The organism is Vibrio sp. 3-2(1), assembly GCF_963887575.1.
GTDB classification, from domain to species: domain Bacteria; phylum Pseudomonadota; class Gammaproteobacteria; order Enterobacterales; family Vibrionaceae; genus Vibrio; species Vibrio anguillarum.
In genome coordinates this window covers 844,497-867,444 of the sequence record NZ_CAWPGB010000011.1, presented here as the reverse complement: position 1 = coordinate 867,444, position 22,948 = coordinate 844,497, and the positions used below count along the sequence as shown (strand labels likewise).

Genomic DNA, 22,948 nt, shown 5'->3' with positions numbered 1-22,948 from the left:
GCTCGTAACGTGGAAGTAGCAAAATAAAAAAGTAGAAAGTAGCCTAGCAGTAGAAAGAGCGTAAAAGAAAAAGGCTTGGCACATTGCCAAGCCTTTTTATCAGAAAAACTGGATCAGTTATGGCTGTGCAGCATACTGTTCAGTTCAACGGCTGATTTATTGGCTAAACACTCAATTTGACCTGTGATCGAGTTGCGACGGAAAAGTAGATCCGATACACCAGCTAAATCACGTGCTTTGACGATTTCCACTTCTTGGCCTTGGTTATCGAGCATACGCACTTTAGTGCCAGCAGTTACATACAAACCTGATTCTATCGTGCAGCGATCGCCGAGTGGGAAACCTAAGCCTGCATTTGCGCCAAGCAGTGAGTTTTCACCGATAGAGACCACGACCTTACCGCCGCCAGAAAGCGTACCCATGATAGAAGCGCCACCGCCGATGTCCGATCCATTACCAACAACTACACCTGCAGAAATACGCCCTTCAACCATGCTCACGCCTGTTGTACCAGCGTTGAAGTTGATAAAACCTTCATGCATCACTGTGGTACCTTCGCCCACGTGCGCGCCAAGGCGAACGCGCGAGGTATCCGCAATACGGATGCCCGCTGGGACAATGTAATCAACCATTTTCGGGAATTTATCGACACAATCTACCGTTAAAGCACGGCCTGCAAGGCGAGCTTCAATTTGACGATCTGCTAGTTCAGGTAGGTCGATAGGACCTTCATTGGTCCATGCGATGTTGTGCAGCAGGCCAAAAATACCATCAAGCACAGTACCGTGTGGTTTCACTAAACGGTGTGAAATCAGTTGTAGCTTCAAAAAGCCTTCAGCGACTGATTGAGGTTGTTGGTCGGAAGCTAAAATAACCAGCACTAGTGGTTGTGAGGCGTTAGCGGCTTTATCGGCAAAATTGGCATTGTTAGCCTGATCATGTTGAGCAAATATCGCGGCGAGTTGGGCGCTTTGCTCGGTTGAGATGTCGAGATACTGGTTGCCTTCGCCATAACCAGAGACTTGAGCAAGCTCGCTCACTAGTGCGTCACTTGGGTTGAGAATTGGCGCTGGAAAAAACGCTTCAATAATTTTTCCATCACGGTTTTTGGTTGCCGTGCCAAAGGCAAGTGCAAAGTAAGCCATTTTGATATCTCCATGTTGTCACTATTGATGCGCTCGCCAGCGTAGGTTGAGCATCATTGCGGCGCACTCGATTTATCAAGCATCATAAAGAGTGAGGCAGGGGTAGGAAAGGGCAAAAGGGGAGAAAGTCCGTAAAACGATACCTTTTGTCTTTTTAGCGATGTATTTCTTTAGACAGAAATACAAAACCGCTGACGAAGCAGCGGTCTTTTCACGTTCTATCATCTTAAGTTAAGCGTTTAATCGCCTTAAGCTGCATCTTCTTCTGGTGCTTCGTCTTTTACCGCTTTGGCTTTTTTAGGCTTAGCCGGTGCAGGCTTGCGCTTTGCGCCAAGTGCGTAAAGCACTTCTTCTTTGTTTTGCGCTAAGAACATCGCCAAAGCTTCTTGCTTGGCTTCATCTTCTAGCAACTCACTTTTCCCTAACAGTTCGAAAAGCTCATCTGCCATATCGAGCATTTTGTCATAAGCGTCAGCGTCTGCTTTAGAGGTAAAAGTCATCTTTTCTTCTCCGTTGCGTTCCACCACGTACTTGACGATTACAGCCATGGTTAATCCTCTAACTTAGTCATTAATTCTACTGGCTGTTTATACAGTTTTTAAACCATGAAGTCTAGGTGAGCAGGAAAAAGTGAGAGGTGGATGGCTACTCTTTGTTCCATTGATAACAAAATTCAATAAAGTGTTTGAGCAGTGGGCTTTGGTATTTTTCTTTATGCACCAATAGCCAAAAACGGCGTTTCATGTCCAGCGGAACATCGAGTCTTTTAACCCGGCCATCTTGCAGTGCTGAATGCGCAGCAAGGGTGGATAAACAACCCAAACCTAACCCTGCCGAAACACTGTTGATTAAGGCTTCAGTGGTATTCAATTCAAAGGCTTCATGCCACTGCTCAAGTCGTGGTGCGATAGCCCGTAAGAAAAACTCTCGCGAGCCAGAACCCGCTTCGCGCAATACCCATTGGCTCTGTTCGAAATCATTTAGGGTGAGCTGATTTATCATTGTGAGTGGATGTTCGGGTGCGCAAATAATACACATTTCATCGTGTGAAAAAGGCGTTGAAATCAGCTCTGGGTGCAGTGTTTTTCCTTCAATCAACGCAAGATCCAGTTCGTAATCGACCAACTTTTGGCAAATCAGCGCCGAGTTGGAAATAAACAAACTTTGCGAGATGTGTTGGGTTTGCTGGCGAAATTGACTGAGTAGATAAGGCGCAACATGGTTGCCAATCGTATCACTGGTGCCAATGCGCAATTGGCCTGCGAGGGTTTGCTCACTGTCAAACAGTTGGTTAATGTTGCTCGCACGGCTTAGCAGTTCATCGGCGAGCGGCAACAGTTTTTGTCCCTCTTGATTGAGGATTAAACGGTTATTGACCCTATCGAACAGCGCATGCCCAAGCTGTTTTTCCAGTTCAGACAGTGACATGCTCACGGCCGCTTTTGACAAAAACAGCGCCTCTGCGGCTTGGGTCAAGGTTTTATGTTGCGTAATCGAAGTGAATACTTTCAATTGCTTAAGAGAAATATTGGCAGCCATAATTTTGTTTAATTAATCTGAACGTGTGTTCTATATATTTAGATATATCAGAACAAAAGGCAAGCGTATGATAGCGACATTGAACAACTACTTTGTTAGTTCTGATGAGAGGTCAATATGATTCGAGCAGCAAAAGCGAAAGTTATGGGTGCGCCAACCCCTATGGCGGGTTTAGCTCTAGGCATCGCAAGCTTGGGTTGGAGTTGGGAAAACTTTGCACCATTACAAGGTTATGGCCAATTAAGTGGAGCCGTTATTGCCAGCGTGTTGCTGGTGGTTCTTGCGTTTAAATTTCTCTTTCATGGCCACTTATTACGCCAAGATCTCGCTCATCCGGTCGTGGGCAGTGTTGTGCCTACTTTTGCGATGGGCACAATGGTGGTTTCCAATTCATTAGGCCATTTTTACCCAATGGCTGGTGATGCGTTATGGCTATTTGCTGTGGGTTTACACATCATCTTCTTGGTCAGTTTTTTGTACCATCGTGCACAGTCTTTTGAACTTCACCACATGGTGCCAAGTTGGTTCGTTCCACCTGTGGGTATTATTGTGGCCGACGTGGCGTTTTCTGGAAACCCAGCACTTGCACCAATCGCAAATGCAACCATGATGTTCGGTTTAGTCGCTTATGCGGTGATGCTGCCGATGATGATTTACCGTTTCATGTTCACGCATGAAGTTCCAGATGCAGCAAAACCAACCATGGCTATTTTGGCGGCGCCAGCGAGCCTCTCATTGGCTGGTTACTTAACTGTCACGGCTAACCCATCGCCAGTGATTATCGGCATTTTATTTGGTATTGCCGTGTTAATGACAACGATTATCTACTTAGCTTTCTTTAAATTATTACGCTTGCCTTTTAGTCCAGGCTACGCAGCGTTTACCTTCCCAATGGTGATTGGAGCAACGGCGCTATTTAAACTCACACATTGGATGGAAACCGTTGGGGTGAGTGCTGAGTATGTACAGCAAGTGCATTGGTTGGCTGGGTTAGAGTTGATTGTGGCAACCATTGTGGTGGGTTATGTTGCTATTCGTTACTTAAATTTCTATCAACCTCATCGCGTACTACTCAGCAGCATGAATGAGCTAGAAGAGCAAGATGAACACGCATTGAACTGTGAAATGAAATAGCCTGCAGTTTAGGCAATTCAAAACATAAAATTCTCAAGTATAGAATGCACTTATGCTAATCTCAGTCCTTATTGTGACAAGAAAAGCGTGAGTGCATTTTGTTTACTGTCTACCATTCCAATAAAGTCGATACCTTAAAGATCCTACTCGTGCATTTGATCAAAAGTGCACCGTTAGCCAACCCCTTTGAGAAAGAGCAGATCTTGGTGCAAAGCCCGGGGATGTCGCAATGGCTCAAAATGGCCTTAGCGAAAGAGCTCGGTGTGGCGGCGAACCTTGAGTTTCCTCTACCGGCGACCTTTATCTGGGACATGTTTACTAAAGTGCTACCTGATGTACCTAAGCGCAGCGCTTTTAACAAAGAAGCGATGACGTGGAAACTGATGCATCTGTTGCCAACCTTGCTCACTCTCGAACCCTTTGCTCCTCTGCAGCGTTATCTTGAACAGGATGATGACCATTCCAAGCTCTATCAGTTGGCCGAGAAAATTGCCGATATTTTTGATGGTTATTTAGTCTACCGCCCCGATTGGATTGCCAAGTGGGAGGCGGGCGATGATGTGAGCGAGATTGGTGATGAGCACCCATGGCAGCCGATATTATGGCAAGCCTTATATCAATACACGCTAGATCAAGGCCAGTCGCACTACCATCGTGCCAATCTCTATCAAAGTTTTATTGATCAGCTTGCGCGTGGCTCGGTTGATTTAACCAAACTGCCCAAACGTTTGTTTATTTTCGGTATTTCATCACTGCCGCCTCGTTATATGGATGCACTCAAAGCGTTGGGCGAGCAGATTGATGTTCACTTGATGTTTACCAACCCTTGTCAGCATTATTGGGGCGATCTTCGAGATAGAAAAACGCTCGCCAGACTGCACAGCCAGCAACGTAAAACGTTCGCCTTACAAGGTGATGAGATTCAGTTTGAAGGGCAACGCTCGCCGCTTAAAGGCGACATTGAAGCTAACCTCGTGGATGAATTGCATACCGAAGCTGCGGTTGGCAATGAGTTATTGGCCTCGATGGGAAAACTTGGGCGCGATAATCTTTTTTTACTCTCCCAAACGGAAAATGAAGAGCACGAATTTTTTATTGATCTGCCACGCGATAACTTATTGCATCAGTTGCAGGCCGACATCTTACATTTGCAAGAGCATCGAGATGATAGTCAACTGGACAGTAGCGACCACAAACAAGTGATTGCTTTGGATGATCCATCGCTCACTCTTCATGCTTGCCATAGCCCGATGCGAGAAGTGGAAGTGTTGCACGATCAATTGCTGGCAATGTTTGATGCTGACCCTGAACTGAAACCGCGCGATATTATTGTGATGGTGGCGGACATCAATGCCTACAGCCCAGCCATTGCGGCAGTATTTGGTAACGCACCGGGTGAGCGCTTTATTCCTTACTCCATTTCAGACCGTACGGCAGATCAAGAGAGCCCGATCTTAGCGGCATTTATGCAATTAGTGCATTTGCCCGATTCTCGCTGCCTAGCATCAGAGTTATTAGAGCTGCTTGAAACTCCGGCGATGATGGCAAAATTTGAGCTTAATGAGCAAGACTTTACGCAAGCCAAATTGTGGGTAGAAGAGTCAGGCATTCGCTGGGGGCTCAATGCGAGCACCGCGCAACAATTTGAGTTGCCACAGACCGAGCAAAATACTTGGCAATTCGGAATTGAGCGCATGTTACTTGGTTATGCCATGCCTGCCTCAGCAGGTTTATTTACGCAAGGCGAAGTGACGCTCGCGCCTTATAATGAAGTGCAAGGCATGAACGCTGAATTGGCGGGTAAATTAGCGCACTTTATTCAGCAAGTGAGCCATTACCGCGAGCAGTTAGCGCAAACCCAAAGCGTGGACGAGTGGCGCCGCTTGCTCGGTGAGATGCTTGGCGATTTTTTCAAGGTTGAGCTGGAAGGGGAGCTCGCACTCAAGTCGATTCGCGACACCTTGTCGCAGTTAAAAGATCAACTGGCCGAGGCCGGTTATGAGCAAGCACTTGCGCCAAGTATTATTACTCAATATTTGCAAAACAAATTGTCAGGTACGCGCATCAGCCAGCGTTTTCTGGCGGGACAAGTCAATTTCTGTACTTTAATGCCAATGCGTTCCATCCCTTTTAAAACCGTTTGTTTACTAGGAATGAACGATGGCGTTTACCCGCGCACTATGCCAGCCGAAGGGTTTGATTTGATGAACGGTCGCACCCGCGCTGGCGATCGCTCGCGGCGTGACGATGACCGCTATTTGTTCTTAGAAGCGATGCTCTCGGCGCAGCAAACCTTGTACATCAGCTACGTCGGACGCTCAATTCAAGATAATACCGAACGCGTTCCTTCAGTGTTGGTCTCTGAGCTTTTAGAGTATTGCCAACAAAACTACTGTTTGGTCGGGGATGAAGCGCTTGGCAGCGATCAATCGGCCAAAAATTTAGCCTGTGCTTTAACGACCACTCACGCCATGGTGCCTTTTAGCCCTAATGCTTTTTTGAGTAAAACTGGTAGCTATGCCAAAGAGTGGCTACCTGCCGCCAGTCGGCAAGGGCGAGCCAGTGGTGAGTTTAATCTCGCCCTGAGCGATTATTTACAAGGGGCGAGCTTTCCTGTCAGTTTAGATCTGGTTGAGCTGCAACGGTTTTGGCGTTTGCCTGTGCAATATTTCTTTAACCGTCGCCTTAAAGTGACGTTCGAGCCTCCGTTACCAGTAATGGAAGATGATGAACCCTTTGCCTTAAATGGCTTAGAGAGCTACCAGTTACGCGATGAACTGCTAGAGTTGCTGCTTGATCAACCCAATTCACCGCATGCCCTTGAGAGATTCATCGACCAGCAGCGCGCGCAAGGAAAGTTACCGATTGGTGCTTTTGGATCCTTGGAATTTGAAACTAATCGCGTGCAAGCACAAGAATTGGCGCAAAGAATCGCTTTCTTATGCCATTCGCCACTTGATGACCAAGAGATCGATCTGCGATTTGAATTGTTTGGTGAAGGCAAAAACGTACAACTGACGGGGTGGCTGACTAAGCGCTATCAATCCGGTTTAGTGCGCTACCGCAGTGGTTCGATTCGCGCGCAGGACTATTTAGCCGCGTGGATTGATCACCTCTCACTAGCGGCGATGGGCGAAAGTCAACCTACTCATTTGATGGGCTACGATCGTAAAGAAGGTGTGCAGCATTTTATTTATCCGCCCATGCCCGATACTGAACAAGCCAAAGCGTTGCTCGCAGAACTGGTGGGTTTGTTTTATCAAGGTATGACAGCACCGCTCGCTTACTTTCCAAAAACCGCGTTAGCCTGTGTAGAAGCTGGTTTCAGCCGTGGTCAATGGGTTGATGATCGCGATAAATCGCTCAAGAAAATGGCCGATAGCTTTAATGAAAGTTACATGAGCCACGGTGAAGGAAGTAATGTTTACATCGCGCGTATTTGGCCGCAGTGGAATGAAGCCTTAGCTGAGCAGGTGCGTTTATTGGCCACTTTGGTGATGCAAGGGCCACGATTGTGGGTTCAAGTGGCGCAGGATGTTTAGTGATGGATAACTGCTTGGAAAGTAGAGTGGCCGCCAGTCAATCATTATTGTGTAGGGCGTTTTCTGTACGGCCACAGGTCAGAGGGACCATGATTTGGTTGGTTCGCATCATCGTGAGATTTACGAAACACGTGGCGCGGATAGTAAAGGCTGCCCGTTTGGCGAACCGTGAGAAAGATCTCACAACGTCTTAATTTATAAACTTATTTTGATTATTCATACCATTATTCAAGCGCGATCACATTCGCTTGCGTATTCAAAGGCTAACTGTTTATGAGTATGACCCCGGCTACGGTCACAACACCATTAAATACCCTTACGTTCCCGCTGCACGGAGCAAGGCTTATCGAAGCGTCGGCGGGCACAGGTAAAACCTTCACCATTGCAGGTTTGTATTTACGCCTGTTACTTGGGCATGGTGATGCAAAGTCACGTCATCAAGTGCCACTGACGGTCGATCAAATTCTAGTGGTTACTTTTACTGAAGCTGCCACAGCTGAGCTTCGCGACCGTATTCGGCGGCGCATTCATGAGGCGCGTATCGCTTTTTCGCGCGGTTTCAGTGATGACCCTGTTATCAAACCGCTACTTGAGCAAACCAGTCATCACAAGCAAGCGGCGCAAGTATTACTGCAAGCGGAACGGCAGATGGATGAAGCGGCAGTCTATACCATTCACGGCTTTTGCCAGCGTATGCTCACCCAAAATGCGTTTGAATCGGGAAGCCGTTTTAATAACGAATTTGTGACCGATGAAAGCCATCTAAAAGCGCAAGTGGTCGCGGATTATTGGCGTCGTCAGTTCTATCCGTTGTCGATTCAGCTTGCTGCGGAAGTGCGCCGTTTATGGTCATCACCAGCGGCGCTGCTTGAAAAAATCAGTGGCTATTTAACTGGCTCGGCGCTAACGCTCTCTGTTGAAGCGATGAGTGGCGATTTAAGCGCGCTTTATCAATCGTGCCTGTCACGCATAGAGTCGCTAAAAAAGCAGTGGCTTGATTCATGCGATGATTTACCGCTGTGCATTGAAGCTTCAGATTTGCATGCAGCAACCAAGAAAGCGTTACTGAAACGGCTAGAAGGGTTAGCGTTGTGGGCAAGCAACCCGCAGCATGAATTGAACCTACCGAGCGAATTACAAGAGTTTGCACAAAGCGCGTTGGAGGCTAAGTCGAAAAAAGGTCAACCCCCGCAACATGCGCTGTTCACGACCATTGAGCTCTTTTTGCAACAACCCATCAGCTTAGAAGCGCCGCTGCTAGCGCACGCTATTACTCATTGCCGAGCCATGCTTGCCAAAGCGAAAGCACAAAAGCAGTGGTTATCGTTTGATGATTTGCTCACTCAGCTTTCTGCCGCGATAGATAATGATGAGCTGGGCATACTGACTGAGCGGATTCGCAGCCTTTACCCCGTTGCGATGATCGATGAATTCCAAGATACCGATCCGCTGCAATACAGTATTTTTAGCCGCATTTATCTGCCTAAGGCTGAATGCGGTTTGTTTATGATTGGCGACCCAAAACAAGCGATTTACGCGTTTCGTGGTGCAGACATTTTTACCTACATCAAAGCGCGTAAACAGGTGAGCGCACACTACACCTTGGGGACCAACTGGCGTTCTAGCGCGAATATGGTCAATGCCGTCAATCAGATTTTTAGTACGCCTGACAGTGCTTTTATCTACGACCAAGACATTCCCTTTTTACCCGTTGAAGCCAGCCCAAATGCGCAGCAGCGTCAATGGTGGCTTAACGGAACCGTGCAACCAGCGCTTACCTATTGGCTGCAAGAAGCGCAAGACAGCCCGTTGCCAAAAGGCGAATACCTGCAATGCATGGCCAAAGCGTGCGCCAGCCAAATTCAGACAATTTTGAGCGCCGCGCAGCATCAACAAGCGTACTTTGATACTGCTAAAGGGCAAAAGAGCGTGCAAGCAGGCGACATCGCGGTCTTAGTTCGAACGGGTAATGAAGGTCGTATGGTGAAAGAGGCGCTCGCCACGCAAGGCATTGCCAGTGTTTATCTCTCGAACCGCGATAGTGTTTTTAGCAGCGAGGTAGCACAAGATGTACAGCGTCTATTGCAAGCAGTACTGACTCCTGAACATGATCGCGCCTTGCGGGCTTGTTTGGCCTCACCACTTTTCGCGTTAGATGCTGCCAGCTTGGATGATTTAAACAACGACGAATCGGTATGGGAAAACGCGGTTAACGAATTTAAACAGTATCGCCAATTGTGGCTTGAGCGCGGCGTGCTTCCTATGTTGCGCAGTGTGATGAGTAAACGTCACGTCGCTGAACGTTGGTTGGAAGAGCCGCAAGGTGAGCGCTCACTGACCGATTTTATGCACATCGGTGAGCTACTACAGCAAGCGCGACAAGAGATTGATAGCGATCACGGTTTGCTGCGTTGGCTGGCACAAGCTATCAGTGACGCCAAGCATGGCCTAGGAGGCCGTGATGATCAAATTCAACGTTTGGAATCCGAACGCAACCTAGTGCAGATCGTTACTATTCACAAATCGAAAGGTTTGGAATACGACTTAGTGTTTCTGCCGTTTGTGGTCAGCTATCGCGAGGCAAGTGAAGGCAAATATCATGATGCCGTGAATGAGGAAACTGTGCTGGATATTACCGCCAGTGAAGCTTCTCTCAAGCAAGCAGATAAAGAGCGGCTTGCGGAAGATCTGCGCTTGATTTATGTAGCGCTGACTCGTGCTGTGTATGGCTGTTTTATCGGCATTGCGCCGCTGCGTAATGGCCGCTCCACCAAAGAGCCAACCGGTGTGCATTTAAGTGCCATTGGCTATCTGCTGCAAAATGGTCAAGCCGCAGGCATTGCCGATCTTAACGCTGCGTTGCACGCTCAATCCAATCAATACATTCGTGTCTCTGAGCCACCAGCCGATCAGCCAGAGCCGTTTAAAGCGTTGAGCGTCGAGACGCCGGTATTGAGTGCCAAAACACTGCAAGCGCAGATTGACCGTTTTTGGCGAATGACCAGCTATTCTGGGTTGGTAAAACAAGGTGTGAAACACGCTAGCCACGACGCGAGTTTAGAAGTCTCAGGCTTTGATATCGACTCTGCTGATGAGCAAGCGGAAGCTTTACTGGTTGAGCCCGAACGTTCCATTTTTACTTTTCCACGCGGTGCAACGCCCGGTACTTTTTTGCACTCTCTCTTTGAGGAGGTCGAGTTTACTGAGCCTGCTAGCAGCGATGCTAACCAAAAAGTGATACTGGATTTACTGGTGCGAGAACAAATCGATATTGAATGGTTACCAGTATTACAAACGCTGGTCGATACCGTGTTACAGACACCTTTAGATGGCAAAACGTTGCGTTTGAACCAAAAAACCGCCACTCAGCGTTTGGTTGAAATGGAATTTCTATTACCGGTAGAAGTACTGAGCGCTCCTGCATTGAACCGTGTTATTCAACGCCATGATCCACTGTCGGCTAAAGCTGGAGATCTTGGTTTTTACACTGTGCAAGGCATGCTGAAGGGCTTTATTGATTTGCTGTTTGAGCATCAAGGAAAGTATTACGTGCTGGACTGGAAGTCGAATCATTTGGGGGATGATGTGAGCGCCTATCATGGCGAGCGTTTGAAAGCGGCGATGGCAGAGCATCGCTATGATTTACAATATCAACTCTACGCATTGGCGCTGCATCGATTCTTACGCAGCCGTCTAGCAAACTATGACTACCATCGCCATTTTGGCGGAGTCTATTATCTCTTTTTGCGCGGCATGGATGGCGAGTCTGAGCATGGGATTTTCTCAACCAAACCGAGCTTTGAACTGCTTGATGAGATGGACAGATTGATTGATGGAGAAACCGTAGATACTCGCGCGACCGATGCAGGGCAAATGGAGTTAGATTTATGAGCAGTACGCTAATGACAACGCTTAAGCAGTTAGCGGAAAAAGGCGCTATGCGTCAGTTAGATTACCAATTCGCGCGTTTTATCGAACAAAAAAGCCAGCAGCAACTTGGCGCTGAACATAGCCAAGCGCTCGGATTTATTGCCGCGGTGGTCAGTGCTGAATTGGCCAAGGGACATATCTGCTTACCTTTAGTGGATGCTTCAACGGCGCAGGGTGTTGATCTCGCGGCTAAGTTAGGCTTGTTTGGTGAGGCAGCATTGGCGGTCAATCAGCACCTATTGGCGATTGATTGGCCTTGGCTACTCAACCGTTCAGACTTAGTCGGACAACAAGGGGAAGCGGTGCCTTTAATGTTTGATGGGCAACGTTTATACCTACACCGTTATTGGCATTATGAAGTTACCTTAGCACAGCGTTTAACCAGCTTTGGGACACCCATGAGCCTAAAGCCTACTGATGTCCAAAAGCTAAAATTGCTGCTCGATACACTGTTTGCGCGTCAATACCACTTTCTGCTCCATGCGCTTCGCCAATTGCCAGAGACAGCCAATGCATCAGCACGCCAGCAACAAGTGTGTGATTTTCTGGATGTGGTCAACGCCGATGAACTTGATTGGAATGAGATTGATCAAGTCATTAGCCAAGCACGTACGGCGAAAGAACTCGAAGCATTAGAGACGCTGATCCCGCAAAGCGTTTGCATCAACTGGCAAAAAGTCGCAGCGGCAGTGGCACTGACACGCCGCTTTGCCGTGATTTCTGGCGGGCCGGGAACCGGTAAAACCACCACGGTTACCAAATTACTAGCCGCTTTGATTACCCAAGCCCAACAGCAAGGTGAGACGCCCACCATTAAATTGGTCGCACCAACGGGTAAAGCTGCGGCACGTTTAACGGAATCGATCGGTAAAGCGGTGGCTGAACTGGCGGTTGAGCCGGCGTTGAAAGCGGCGATTCCCACCGAGTCGAGCACTCTTCACCGTTTATTGGGCGTCATACCTAACAGTGTTGAGTTTCGTCACCATCAGCGTAACCCGCTGCATTTGGATATATTGGTGGTCGATGAAGCATCGATGGTTGATTTACCTATGATGGTCAAGTTAATCGAGGCGTTGCCCAAACACGCGCGTTTGATTTTACTGGGTGATAAAGACCAACTCGCGTCAGTCGAAGCGGGCGCTGTGCTGGGGGACATTTGTTCATTTTTGACCTTAGGCTACAGCCGAGCGCACAGCGAGTACCTAGCTAAGTTAACAGGCTATCAAACACTGATTGCTCATTCACACCCTAACGCAACCCCGATTTCAGACAGCTTATGCATGCTGCAAAAAAGCTACCGTTTTGATGTCCGTTCAGGTATTGGTCAGTTAGCAAAAGCGATCAATGCTGGGCAAGTGGCTATGGTGGATGAGGTGTTAAAACGCGATTATGCTGACATTACGCACCACTCACTCAGTAGTGAAAGCTATAACCTAATGCTGCAAACCTTAGTCAAGGAGTATGGCCGTTATCTCACGCGCATCGAGAGTTCTGGTGCTTATGCTGCGGAAACTCAAGCCCAAAAAGCCAAAGCCGTATTGGATTGCTTTAATCAATGCCGTTTGCTTTGCGCTATTCGTGAAGGGGATTTTGGGGTAAGTGGTTTGAATCAACGTATTGAACGTGCGCTGGTCGCACGTAAGTTGATCAAGACTCAAGATGAGATTTGGTACCACGGCCGACCCGTGATGGTGGCGCGTAATGATCATGGGCTGGGTTTGTATAATGGTGATATCGGCATATGCATGCTTGATACGAGCGAGCAAGAACCGCGTTTGAAGGTGTATTTTGAGCTGCCAGATGGTAGCGTGAAAGCTATTTTACCAAGCCGTGTACCAGAGCACGAAACAGCCTATGCGATGACCATTCATAAATCACAAGGCAGTGAGTTTGATCTAACGTTGATTATTTTACCGCCTGATTTTAGCCCGATATTGACCAGAGAGCTTATCTATACTGGCATTACGCGCGCCAAGAAGCAGCTGATGCTTTTTGCTGACATGGGAACGATGAAACGAGGGCTCAAGATAAAAACGCAGCGAGCCAGCGGCTTAGTTACGAGATTAGACAAGAGACTAGCGTAAATCAGCAACTGGAATAAACGAGTTTGAGCTGTCCCCACACAGTTTGAAATTTAGATGGTATGTTCAATTCATTCCGTTGTTTGGGGGAAGCTCAATTGCTGATTTGGTGTGCTGCTATGCGAAAGCATGAGTAAAAGAGATGTTTCTGATTTTATAACGATCTTGCGAGCTGAGTATAAAGACTCGTAGCTTGTCGTTAACGGGAAATACGCAATGCACATGTTGGCCTTCAAGGAATTGGTTATCAGCCATATCCCAAAAGCTTTGAAGTGAGTTACAAATAACAGTTTTCATAGAATTTTTGCTCTTAAGTACGTGTCGTAGTAAAAGCAATCCGTGCAAGCCGACCTACTGGTATCTGACCAATCGGTATAAAGCCAAGTTCCTGTGTTGTTCATTAAATGTACATCGTTAATGATGTCGGCGGATTCTACACATAATATTAAGTTAAATAAAGCGCTTATTTTGTATACAAAACAATGAAAACGTTTGCACTTGATCAAAGATAAACTATTCACCATAACTTAACGAATAAATACAATATCCTGACGTTAGAGCGTCAGGACTAAAATTTTTGAACGGCGTTGATAGTTGTACAAACTCTGTTTAGTTATCGGTAACGATTCCACACCGACTTCATAAAAACCTTGTTCTCTAAACCAATGCAAACTGTGCGTTGTCAAAACAAAGAGCCGATCTAAACGCATCGATTTTGCCTGTTGCTTCATGTGATTGAGTAACAATAAACCGCGGTTGCCGTCCCGATACTCCTGGTGAATAGCGACACACGCCATTTCTGCCATGCCCTCTTCTGGGTAAGGGTAAAGCGCGGCGCAACCAATCAATAAGCCATCCTTATCAATAATCGTGAATTTGTGGATCTCTTGCTCTAACTGCTCACGTGAACGCCGTACTAATATTCCTTGTTCTTCTAACGGGCGGATTAAATCGAAAATTCCGCCGATATCATCGATCTGTGCCTGACGGACTTGTTCAGCACTTGCCATGACGATCTGAGTGCCGATCCCGTCAAAAGAAAACAGCTCCTGAATTAAAGCACCATCTTGTTTGTAACTGACTAAGTGGCTACGTGGCACACCTGCACGGCACGCTGAAACGGCGGCACGCAGAAAGCGTGAGGTACCTGAGCTATTATCCTGAACTTGGTCGGTATCTGCTTCAATACGCTGCATTATCCTTTCAACATCAGATGGGAACAGTTCAGCAATCGCGTTGCCTTGCTCATCGATAATGCCTTGCTCTGAGCAAAAACCGATCAGCTTATCTGCTTTTAGGCGTATTGCGACTTGTGTGGCTACTTCTTCAGAGAGCAAATTAAAACATTCGCCAGTGACGGAACTCGCAATAGGCCCCAGTAGCACGATCGAACCTTGGTCAAGCATACGGTTGATGCCTTCAATATCAATACGGCGAATGCGGCCACTGTGGCAATAATCGACACCATCATCTATACCTAATGGTTGAGAGATAACAAAATTGCCACTAACGATATTGAGCTGAGTACCAGCCATTGGCGTGTTATTTAAGCTCATTGAAAGGCGTGCTGTGATAGCGAGTTGGAGCTGCCCCGCGGCTTGCATGACTAAGCTGAGCGCTTCCTCATCAGTGACTCGAATGCCTTTGTGATAAGGAGTGGAGCAATGATGTGTCGCCAGAATCTGGTTGATTTGTGGGCGAGCACCGTGCACCAAAACAATTTTGACACCAAGGCTATGCAGCAGTGCGAGATCGCTGATGATATTAGCGAAATTTTTATCGGCAATCGCTTCACCGCCGAGCATGATCACCATGGTTTTACCACGGTGAGCGTTAACATAGGGAGCAGATTGTCTAAATCCTTTAACGAGAGCTGTACTGCGAATTTTCACTCTGAGAGTACCTTGGTGTTTAAATATGTTCAAATAATGACTTTTTATTCACGTATCGGCAAGTGGTTTTTTGAGTTTGGTGCAATTATTCAATCGCCGATTTTATCTCTGATTTAGGACACGTTAGACTGCTTGCCAATAAAGGCGAAATATGGCCAAAACCAACGAGTTGAGTCGCATGAAAATGACAAAAAACGTAGGCCTTACGGCTACGCCTCAGTTCACAAACTTGCGAAGACGTAAGTACATTGAACGAGGCTTGATGCTGGTTGTGATGATTGGCTTGCTTTCCGTAGCGTCGCTATACGGTGATCTCTTTACTCGGTTGGAAAACTATTTTTCGCCAAAGGATGAGGTGTATGGGGTTTGGGTTGAGCAGTATGTTGCCCCTTATTCAGCCAAACGAATTGAATTGGGGAAAGCAGGCGTGATCAGTAGTGGCCGAGTACTCACCACTTCATTTGAGTTTGATGGTCATTTTTTAGAATACCAGATTGGTGATACGAGCTATCGTTACAAAATGCGTGATGATAACAATACCGAAATGACACAAATGTCGTCGTCGCACTACAATCCAACCTTCCGATTGTCAGGGAAATACCAAAAAAACCTCCGTTAACAATTCGCTGATTGCGGTTTAGGCGCGAGTTTGTCATGCTTTTAGCAACTCAAATAACGGATAACTTCTGTGATTAAGCAAATTTTTCCTCTTGCGGCAGTACTGCTGCTGTTTGGTTGTGCGCAACCGACCGACCGTGCTCAGCAATATTTGGATGGTGATTTCTCTAAAGCGCTCAACAAAGTAGACACGGTGCAGTCCAATACGCCGCGTGACTTTACGCAATTTTCCAAACAGAGCGAACAAGTGGTGACTCGCTCGGCGTCGATGGCAGCGATTTATCAACCTTTGTATCAACAGATCAGTGAATGGATTTTGCAAAGTGGTGATCCACAAGATTTGGCGAGTTTTGGAATACAAGCGGCGCAGCTTGGTGGTGGCGATAAAAAAGGTAATGTGCTTTTCACTGGCTATTTTTCTCCGGTGATGGAGCTTCGCCATCAACCGGATGAAATATTCAAATATCCCGTATTTGGTTTGCCTGAATGTTCGGTCGATTGCCCAACGCGTGCGCAAATTTATGATGGTGCGTTAGCTGAAAAAGAGCTTGAGTTAGGTTATGCGGCTAACCTGATTGACCCTTTCATCATGGAAGTGCAAGGCAGTGGTTTTGTGCATTTTGAAGATGACGATACGCTTGAGTACTTCGCTTACGCTGGTAAGAATAACAAAGCCTATATCAGTATTGGCAAAGTCTTGATTGAACGAGGTGAAGTGACACGAGAGAAAATGTCACTCAAAGCGATCAAGGAATGGGTGCTAGCCAATGATGAACCGACGGTAAGAGAGCTGCTAGAGCAAAATCCTTCCTATGTCTTTTTTGCGCCCAAAGCGGCAGCCCCCGTCACTGGCTCTGCCGGTATTCCACTCCTGCCGATGGCCTCGGTGGCCGGAGATCGTTCCATCTTTCCAATGGGCACACCTATTTTAGCAGAAGTGCCGCTGCTCAATGCCGATGGCACATGGAGTGGCGCTCATCAGTTGCGAATGTTGATTGTGCTAGATACGGGCGGCGCGGTAAAAGATAACCACCTCGATCTGTACCATGGCATGGGCGAGCGCGCCGGAACGGAAGCAGGGCATTACAAACATTTTGGTCGCGTTTGGAAACTGGGGTTAGAAAACTCAGCCACACAAGCGCCTTGGGCATTGCCGCCTGAAAAGCTACAATAGTGACACAGGTTTCGACCTAGACTTTTAAATAAAGAGTGCGTATAAATCGCACTCTTTATTTTTCTATCGCTTTCAATCGGACTTTTAATTATGCGTGAACTCGATACCCCTGCTTCAGATAGCTACAACCAACGCTTCGGAGGCACTCGTCGCCTTTATGGAAATCGTGAGGTTGAAATACTGCGCGCCGCGCACGTGTGTGTGATTGGTATCGGTGGCGTTGGCTCGTGGGCAGTCGAAGCATTGGCGCGCACCGGCATTGGCGAGTTAACGCTGATTGATATGGACGATGTGTGCGTCACCAACATCAACCGTCAAATCCATGCGATGAGCGGTACGGTTGGGCAAAGTAAGATTGAAGTGATGGCCGAGCGGGTCAAGCTCATCAACCCTGAGTGTGTGGTGCACTTAATTGATGACTTTGTCACGCCAGATAACCAGCACCACTATTTGAGTCAAACGTTCGATTACGTGCTTGATGCGATAGACAGTTTGAAAGCGAAAGCTTCACTACTGGCTTATTGCCGTAGCAATAAAATTAAAGTGATTACCGTCGGTGGTGCGGGTGGTCAAGTTGACCCAACTCAAATCAAGGTCGCGGATTTAACCAAAACGATTCAAGACCCATTGGCAAAAAAACTCAAAGATACACTTCGTCATCGCCATAATTTCCCTGTAAACCCTGCGCGTAAGTTTGGTATTGATTGCGTGTTCTCGACAGAGCAGCTCAAATATCCGCAAGCCGATGGCAGTGTGTGCGCGGTGAAATCAACCGCAGAAGGGCCAAAGCGGATGGATTGCGCCAGCGGATTTGGCGCTGCGACGGTTGTTACCGCAACCTTTGGTTTTGTTGCCGTAGCGCGCATTGTTGAAAAGTTAATTCAGAAACATAAGGTGTAACGTTAATGACTCCTTTTCCTGCCTCCCCCTTTGGTCGTGAGATTAGCGCTGATGACATTGTGGCGACCATGCAAAATTTTACTGGCTGGGAAGATCGCTATCGACAAGTGATCCTGTGGGGGAAGTTATTGCCCACGATGCCTGATGCTTTGAAATCGCAGCAAGTCAGTGTTGCAGGCTGCGAGAGTCAAGTATGGTTAGTGGGGCTGGAGCACCAAGGAATATGGTCTTTCTGTGCCGATTCGGATGCGCGGATTGTGCGTGGTTTAATTGCTTTAGTCCTTGCTGCGTACAACGGCAAGACCTACGCACAAATTCAAGCGTTTGATGTGGATGCTTATTTTGAAAAAATAGGCTTGATTGCCCATTTAAGTCCTTCACGTGGTAATGGCCTTAAAGCCATTGTCGATAAGATAAAAAATATCGATCCAAGCTGAGCATCTCCCCCTTTTGATGAAAGGGGGAGTTATTACAGCATATAAACCGCTTTAGTGATGGCGGCGATCAACTGTTCAACCTCTTGTTCGGTATTGTAAATACCAAACGAAATTCTCACTGTGCCAGTTAACCCGAGCGCATCCATTAATGGGTGAGCGCAGTGATGGCCAGAGCGAACCGCGATGCCTTGCTGATCGAGTAAGGTGGCTATATCTTGATGATGAACGCCATCCATCACAAAACTGAGAATACTGGCATTCGGTTGATAGCCGATTACGCGAATATCATCGAGCTGTTGCAGGGCTTGATAAGTGCGTGCTTGCAATCTATGCAGGTGAGTTTCTACGGCCATTCGATTGCAGTTTTGTAACCATTCGATTGCTTTGGCAAGGGCTATCGCCCCTGCGATATTCGGTGTGCCTGCTTCAAATTTCCCCGGCAGTTCGGCAAATGTTGTACCTTCAAACGAGACTTTTTCTACCATCTTGCCGCCGCCATGCCATGGAGGCATTGTTTCAAGCAGCGCTAATTTTCCGTACAGAACACCAATGCCAGCGGGAGCGTAAAGCTTGTGCCCAGAAAAGAGATAAAAATCGGCGTCGAGTTCGCGCACGTTGACAGTTTCATGCACAATTCCTTGCGCGCCATCAATCACGACCACAGCGCCGACTTGGTGCGCCAGTTTAATCACGGTTTCAATCGGTTGGCGCGTGCCCGTCACGTTGGTGGTATGGGCTAAGGCGACAATTTTGGTTTTACTCGATAGTCGTGCTTGAAAAGCCTCAAGATCAAAGTGGCACTCTGGCGTGATGGGGATTTTGACGACGCTTGCTCCGGTTTGCGCTGCGACGATTTGCCAAGGCACTATATTGGCGTGGTGTTCCATTTCACTGACCAGAATCTCATCACCGGCTTGCAATGTATTACGTGCGTAAGTCTGCGCGATCAGGTTGATCGCTTCGGTCGCTCCGCGAGTCCAAATAATCTCTTTACGAGATGATGCGCCAATAAATTGAGCCATAGTGTCACGCGCCGCTTCAAAATCGCTGGTCGCTTTTGCTGTTAAGCGATGGCTACCACGATGTACATTGGCATTTTGCGTACTGTAGTAATGGCTAATGGCATCTATCACCACTTGCGGCTTTTGCGTGGTAGCGGCGCTGTCTAGATAAATCAGAATTTCGCCATCCACGGCTTGATTGAGCGCGGGGAATTGGTCGCGAATGGTCTGCACGTCAAACATTATTGCTCACCTAACTTGTGATAATTCAATGCTGCCAGTGTCACCATTGGCTGTGCAACTGACCATGCGTGTGCTTTACCTGAGAGTGATATGATGATCTCCATCGCGAACTCAAGTGCTGTTCCCGGCCCTTGGCTGGTGATTAATTGATGGTTTGTATCGATGGTTACGCGTTGATCTCGCCATAAATCAGTGGGGATATGATCGCGAAAAGCCGGGTGCCCTGTCATGATCGCTTGCGGGAAAAGCTGATGATGTTGCAAAACTAAGGCTGGCGTGGCACAAATAGCCGCCAACCATCGACCATGGTTATGCTGTTGCTTGAGCATTTCGATTAGCACTGGATTGTCACGAAAGATCTCAGCGCCTCCAACGCCACCGGGCAGCGCAATCACGTCAAACTCTTCATCGATCACATCCAGCAGTTTACAGTCTGCGGTTAATGTCACTCCGCGTGAGGCTTTCATCATCAATTGTCCGTCGAGATTAGCGCTGGCAACCACGACTTGATAGCCAGCTCTGACCATCATATCAATCACGGTGATCGCTTCCATCTCTTCGCAGCCTGTTGCTATCGGGACTAAAATTCGTTTACTCATTGGCTTTTCCAGCTGTGTTCTATCTGTTGAATAGCGTGATATAACTTACTATTTTCTGGTGTTGCGAGCTGATGTTGCTCTGCTTTCTTCAGTAAATAGCCCGTAATAAAGTCTATCTCAGTCTTACGTTGATAGAAAATATCTTGATGCATTGACGAATAATTCTCTGCTGTGGCTTGAATCACCTGCTTAACCTTAGCAAGCAGTGATGATTGAGTGATCGCAAAGCCTTCAGCGCTCATGACATCGGCGACTTCTGCAACAATATTTTCCAGCGGCCGTTGGAAGCGTTCATCGGCTAACTCACCATTGCGACATTGCTCTAATGCGGTGAGCGGGTTAATCGCGCAGTTAATTGCAAGCTTATGCCATAGTGCTTCTTCAATCGTGTTATTCCACATTACGTCTGGCAATGCATGCTGAAGTACATCCACTAGAAACTGACACTGCTTGCCTTGGGCGTTGTAAGCCCCTAATTGAGTTACGCCTTTGCCAGTATGCAACACTTGGTTCATTGACGGCTTGAGTGCACCGTGCGTAGTGGTTGAAAGCACAATAGGAAAGTCATTCAGTTGATCCTGCATCGAATCAAGCGCACCCATGCCGTTGTGCATAAATAGCAAAATGGTGTCACGATTGAGTGTCTTCAGCTGTGGAGTGAGCGCTTGCTCGACTTGCCAAGCCTTAACGGTAATCAGTAAGAGATCGGCATGGCAGAGCGCGCTGTGATCATTGTAGGGCAGGGTAATAGACGCCTGTTTATCTAAAGCAATGGAAAGCGAAGATTGAGGTTGTTTGCCCCATAATGAAACGCGGTGTCCAGCAGCATGCAGCTTTGTCGCCCAAAGCAACCCAACCGCGCCCGGCCCAAGCACGACGATATTCATAACACCTCTCCATTGTTGACTTTGCGCCAAGGATAATGAGGTAGAAATGGAAAGCAATAAAAATGGCGCTCGAGAGCGCCATTTGCCAAAACTTAGGTTCGATTAGAACTTGTAAGTCACAGCTAGGTAGTGACCAAAGCCAGTTGACTTGAAGCCATCAGTATCTTTGATACCGTAGATATCTTTGTAACCTTTTAGACCGTAACCCACAGCAAAGCGGTCTGAGTGCCAGTAGATACCGTTAAACATAGCACCGCCATCGCTAGATGTTGCGTATCCTTTACCTGTTTCCATACCAAATTGGTAATCGATGTAACCTTGGTAAGAGATAAATGAGCCGTTTTCAAAGAAGTAGAAAGGCTTGAACCAGTTGGTTGAGATTTGGAAACCATTCCAATCTTTCTTATTTGAATCGTAAGTACCGTACAGGTTTAAACCTACTTTACCTAGCCAAGGCACATTCACATCAGAGCCAAGGCCCACTTTTTGAGTGTTAACGCCAGAGTTACCACCCCATTCCATTAGCGTAGAGACATACAACTCTTGCACTGGCCCGAAAGACAAATCTTTACCTGTAAGTGCATCTAGTGACATACGAGGTGCAAATTTCATAAAGATTTTTTCGGCACCTTCTTTGTCACTGCTTGGGTTGCTTAGCAGGTTAAAGATATCAACGTAACCGTACAGATCAAAAATCCCTGAGCGGCCGCCAAATTCCATCTCTAGGTAATCATGCGATGACTCACCTGGTAATTCATCGATTGCAGCCATTAGGTTAAATTGCATCCATTTGTAATCGTTTTTATGGATGTCGCCATCTGAATAGTCAGCGGCCATAACAGGAGCAGAAGTTGCAGCCACTAGGCCTAGAGCTAGAAGTGATTTACGCATAAGGGGGACTCTCTATGTTTTGTCATAATTCAGCACACGTATATTTCTGATGTGCGTTCAATTGGCCCGAATAATAACGATAAAAATCTCAATTAAAAGTGATTGCGAATGCAAAAGTGAACAAACTTAGTGACTACGGTCACGTTAATGAATATTTGCTCGGAACTAAATTAATATTTCGTTCGCTTGCATCTTTAATGTGATTTTAATCACTTAAACGTTTGCTTTAGTATTGTTTTATGCAAATCGATAAACCAACATTTTTAGTTAGTGATCGTTTTGTAATCTTCAACGTATTTATTGACGGGCATGATGAAGAGTGATGAATGATGAAGAAATTGATGCTGTTTCCTTTAGCTTCAATCGTTTTACCAGAAGGGAAAATGAAGCTACGGATCTTTGAATCAAGGTATAAGAGGATGGTCACTCAATCCAGCCAGTCTGACTCTACATTTGGGATTTGTTTGATTGATAACAAAAAAGGCAATAAAGCAAATCAGTTATCTAAATTTGGGATGTTGGTTAAGATTGTTGATTTTGAAGCGCTCGACAATGGGATGTTAGGATTAACCGTGATGGGAATGGAGCGCTTTAAAATAGAGTCAGTAGTGAGCGAATTTGATGGCCTGCGAGTTGCTCAGGTCACGTCATTGCCCAGTTGGCCAGTAAGAGATTTAGAACCTCACGAATGGTATTTAAGCCACCAGCTACAAGCGGTTTATCAACAATTCCCTCAGCTTGGCGAGCTCTATTCGCACTGTTTTTTTGATGATGCCAGTTGGGTGGCGCAGCGATGGCTAGAGCTTCTCCCTATCTCGATTCAACAATTTGATGATTTAATGAGGCAGGATGACACGCACAGTGCGGTTGACTTTTTATTGCAGGTAATCGAAGTCTCACACTAACTTTGAAAGCGTGCAGTACACTGATAATGT

18 protein-coding genes are annotated in these 22,948 nt (G+C 46.9%); 9 read left to right on the top strand and 9 right to left on the bottom strand.

Annotation, left to right across the window (positions count from 1 at the left end):
* Window positions 1–113: 113 nt before the first annotated feature.
* From dapD to AACQ79_RS06645, 3 genes are all read right to left on the bottom strand, one after another.
* Window positions 114–1,145: a 2,3,4,5-tetrahydropyridine-2,6-dicarboxylate N-succinyltransferase gene (gene dapD, locus AACQ79_RS06655; protein WP_081245327.1), complete on the bottom strand. Its 1,032-nt coding sequence runs from the start codon at window positions 1,143–1,145 to the stop codon at window positions 114–116.
* 248 nt (window positions 1,146–1,393) lie between these two features.
* Entirely contained in the window at window positions 1,394–1,693 is a 300-nt protein-coding gene (locus AACQ79_RS06650; protein ID WP_010318120.1) for a YebG family protein, read from the bottom strand.
* A gap of 97 nt (window positions 1,694–1,790) precedes the next feature.
* Complete coding sequence (locus tag AACQ79_RS06645; RefSeq protein WP_013856148.1) at window positions 1,791–2,684, bottom strand: LysR family transcriptional regulator; 894 nt, start codon at window positions 2,682–2,684, stop codon at window positions 1,791–1,793.
* A gap of 117 nt (window positions 2,685–2,801) precedes the next feature.
* Between AACQ79_RS06645 and AACQ79_RS06640 the strand changes: the two genes are divergently transcribed.
* From AACQ79_RS06640 to recD, 4 genes are all read left to right on the top strand, one after another.
* Window positions 2,802–3,818, top strand: coding sequence for a TDT family transporter (locus AACQ79_RS06640; RefSeq protein WP_013856149.1), 1,017 nt, complete (start codon window positions 2,802–2,804; stop codon window positions 3,816–3,818).
* Between the two features lie 98 nt (window positions 3,819–3,916).
* Complete coding sequence (recC, locus tag AACQ79_RS06635) at window positions 3,917–7,360, top strand: exodeoxyribonuclease V subunit gamma (RefSeq protein WP_170898834.1); 3,444 nt, start codon at window positions 3,917–3,919, stop codon at window positions 7,358–7,360.
* A 273-nt stretch (window positions 7,361–7,633) separates the two neighbouring features.
* Window positions 7,634–11,251 carry an exodeoxyribonuclease V subunit beta gene (gene recB, locus AACQ79_RS06630; protein WP_445285852.1) on the top strand — a complete coding sequence of 1,206 codons (3,618 nt, stop codon included), beginning with the start codon at window positions 7,634–7,636 and terminating at the stop codon, window positions 11,249–11,251.
* Window positions 11,248–13,374 (top strand): exodeoxyribonuclease V subunit alpha, encoded by a 2,127-nt coding sequence (gene recD / locus AACQ79_RS06625; protein ID WP_170898832.1) that lies wholly within the window; start codon window positions 11,248–11,250, stop codon window positions 13,372–13,374. The genes recB and recD overlap by 4 nt, the downstream gene beginning before the upstream one ends.
* 114 nt (window positions 13,375–13,488) lie before the next feature.
* Here recD and AACQ79_RS06620 read toward each other — a convergent pair whose 3' ends face one another.
* Both AACQ79_RS06620 and argA read right to left on the bottom strand, forming a co-directional pair.
* Window positions 13,489–13,668 carry a hypothetical protein gene (locus AACQ79_RS06620; RefSeq protein ID WP_013856153.1) on the bottom strand — a complete coding sequence of 60 codons (180 nt, stop codon included), beginning with the start codon at window positions 13,666–13,668 and terminating at the stop codon, window positions 13,489–13,491.
* 257 nt (window positions 13,669–13,925) lie between these two features.
* Window positions 13,926–15,263 (bottom strand): amino-acid N-acetyltransferase, encoded by a 1,338-nt coding sequence (argA, locus tag AACQ79_RS06615; RefSeq protein WP_026027647.1) that lies wholly within the window; start codon window positions 15,261–15,263, stop codon window positions 13,926–13,928.
* A 151-nt stretch (window positions 15,264–15,414) separates the two neighbouring features.
* On the opposite strand from argA, the gene AACQ79_RS06610 reads away from it, so the two are divergent.
* The 4 genes from AACQ79_RS06610 to csdE all read left to right on the top strand — a co-directional run bounded on the left by AACQ79_RS06610 (window position 15,415) and on the right by csdE (window position 18,392).
* The gene (locus tag AACQ79_RS06610) at window positions 15,415–15,882 is read left to right on the top strand and encodes a DUF2850 domain-containing protein (protein WP_013856155.1); all 468 of its coding nucleotides are present in this window, start codon (window positions 15,415–15,417) and stop codon (window positions 15,880–15,882) included.
* 69 nt (window positions 15,883–15,951) lie between these two features.
* On the top strand, window positions 15,952–17,055 hold the full coding sequence (gene mltA / locus AACQ79_RS06605) for a murein transglycosylase A (RefSeq protein ID WP_170898830.1): 1,104 nt from the start codon (window positions 15,952–15,954) through the stop codon (window positions 17,053–17,055).
* A 90-nt stretch (window positions 17,056–17,145) separates the two neighbouring features.
* On the top strand, window positions 17,146–17,955 hold the full coding sequence (gene tcdA / locus AACQ79_RS06600; RefSeq protein WP_170898829.1) for a tRNA cyclic N6-threonylcarbamoyladenosine(37) synthase TcdA: 810 nt from the start codon (window positions 17,146–17,148) through the stop codon (window positions 17,953–17,955).
* Window positions 17,956–17,960: 5 nt separating this feature from the next.
* The gene (gene csdE, locus AACQ79_RS06595) at window positions 17,961–18,392 is read left to right on the top strand and encodes a cysteine desulfurase sulfur acceptor subunit CsdE (protein ID WP_017047340.1); all 432 of its coding nucleotides are present in this window, start codon (window positions 17,961–17,963) and stop codon (window positions 18,390–18,392) included.
* A gap of 32 nt (window positions 18,393–18,424) precedes the next feature.
* Here the strand turns inward: csdE and csdA are convergent, their stop codons facing one another.
* From csdA to AACQ79_RS06575, 4 genes are all read right to left on the bottom strand, one after another.
* Entirely contained in the window at window positions 18,425–19,636 is a 1,212-nt protein-coding gene (csdA, locus tag AACQ79_RS06590) for a cysteine desulfurase CsdA (protein WP_170898826.1), read from the bottom strand.
* Window positions 19,636–20,235 (bottom strand): DJ-1 family glyoxalase III, encoded by a 600-nt coding sequence (locus AACQ79_RS06585; RefSeq protein ID WP_064625831.1) that lies wholly within the window; start codon window positions 20,233–20,235, stop codon window positions 19,636–19,638. Before AACQ79_RS06585 ends, csdA begins: the two co-directional genes overlap by 1 nt.
* Complete coding sequence (gene panE / locus AACQ79_RS06580) at window positions 20,232–21,122, bottom strand: 2-dehydropantoate 2-reductase (RefSeq protein ID WP_081245440.1); 891 nt, start codon at window positions 21,120–21,122, stop codon at window positions 20,232–20,234. Before panE ends, AACQ79_RS06585 begins: the two co-directional genes overlap by 4 nt.
* A 102-nt stretch (window positions 21,123–21,224) precedes the next feature.
* On the bottom strand, window positions 21,225–22,013 hold the full coding sequence (locus AACQ79_RS06575) for a nucleoside-specific channel-forming Tsx family protein (RefSeq protein WP_170898824.1): 789 nt from the start codon (window positions 22,011–22,013) through the stop codon (window positions 21,225–21,227).
* Between the two features lie 329 nt (window positions 22,014–22,342).
* Between AACQ79_RS06575 and AACQ79_RS06570 the strand changes: the two genes are divergently transcribed.
* Window positions 22,343–22,918 (top strand): LON peptidase substrate-binding domain-containing protein, encoded by a 576-nt coding sequence (locus AACQ79_RS06570; protein WP_170898903.1) that lies wholly within the window; start codon window positions 22,343–22,345, stop codon window positions 22,916–22,918.
* The last annotated feature ends 30 nt before the right edge of the window (window positions 22,919–22,948 follow it).

Excerpts from the sequence above, each read along its gene's own strand:
- csdE (WP_017047340.1), top strand. The coding sequence starts at position 17,961 with ATGACTCCTTTTCCTGCCTCCCCCTTTGGTCGTGAGATTAGCGCTGAT.
- dapD (WP_081245327.1), bottom strand. The coding sequence starts at position 1,145 with ATGGCTTACTTTGCACTTGCCTTTGGCACGGCAACCAAAAACCGTGAT.
- panE (WP_081245440.1), bottom strand. The coding sequence starts at position 21,122 with ATGAATATCGTCGTGCTTGGGCCGGGCGCGGTTGGGTTGCTTTGGGCG.
- tcdA (WP_170898829.1), top strand. The coding sequence starts at position 17,146 with ATGCGTGAACTCGATACCCCTGCTTCAGATAGCTACAACCAACGCTTC.
- AACQ79_RS06620 (WP_013856153.1), bottom strand. The coding sequence starts at position 13,668 with ATGAAAACTGTTATTTGTAACTCACTTCAAAGCTTTTGGGATATGGCT.
- recB (WP_445285852.1), top strand. The coding sequence starts at position 7,634 with ATGAGTATGACCCCGGCTACGGTCACAACACCATTAAATACCCTTACG.
- AACQ79_RS06610 (WP_013856155.1), top strand. The coding sequence starts at position 15,415 with ATGGCCAAAACCAACGAGTTGAGTCGCATGAAAATGACAAAAAACGTA.
- AACQ79_RS06640 (WP_013856149.1), top strand. The coding sequence starts at position 2,802 with ATGATTCGAGCAGCAAAAGCGAAAGTTATGGGTGCGCCAACCCCTATG.
- AACQ79_RS06585 (WP_064625831.1), bottom strand. The coding sequence starts at position 20,235 with ATGAGTAAACGAATTTTAGTCCCGATAGCAACAGGCTGCGAAGAGATG.
- AACQ79_RS06570 (WP_170898903.1), top strand. The coding sequence starts at position 22,343 with ATGAAGAAATTGATGCTGTTTCCTTTAGCTTCAATCGTTTTACCAGAA.
- AACQ79_RS06575 (WP_170898824.1), bottom strand. The coding sequence starts at position 22,013 with ATGCGTAAATCACTTCTAGCTCTAGGCCTAGTGGCTGCAACTTCTGCT.
- csdA (WP_170898826.1), bottom strand. The coding sequence starts at position 19,636 with ATGTTTGACGTGCAGACCATTCGCGACCAATTCCCCGCGCTCAATCAA.
- AACQ79_RS06645 (WP_013856148.1), bottom strand. The coding sequence starts at position 2,684 with ATGGCTGCCAATATTTCTCTTAAGCAATTGAAAGTATTCACTTCGATT.
- AACQ79_RS06650 (WP_010318120.1), bottom strand. The coding sequence starts at position 1,693 with ATGGCTGTAATCGTCAAGTACGTGGTGGAACGCAACGGAGAAGAAAAG.
- recD (WP_170898832.1), top strand. The coding sequence starts at position 11,248 with ATGAGCAGTACGCTAATGACAACGCTTAAGCAGTTAGCGGAAAAAGGC.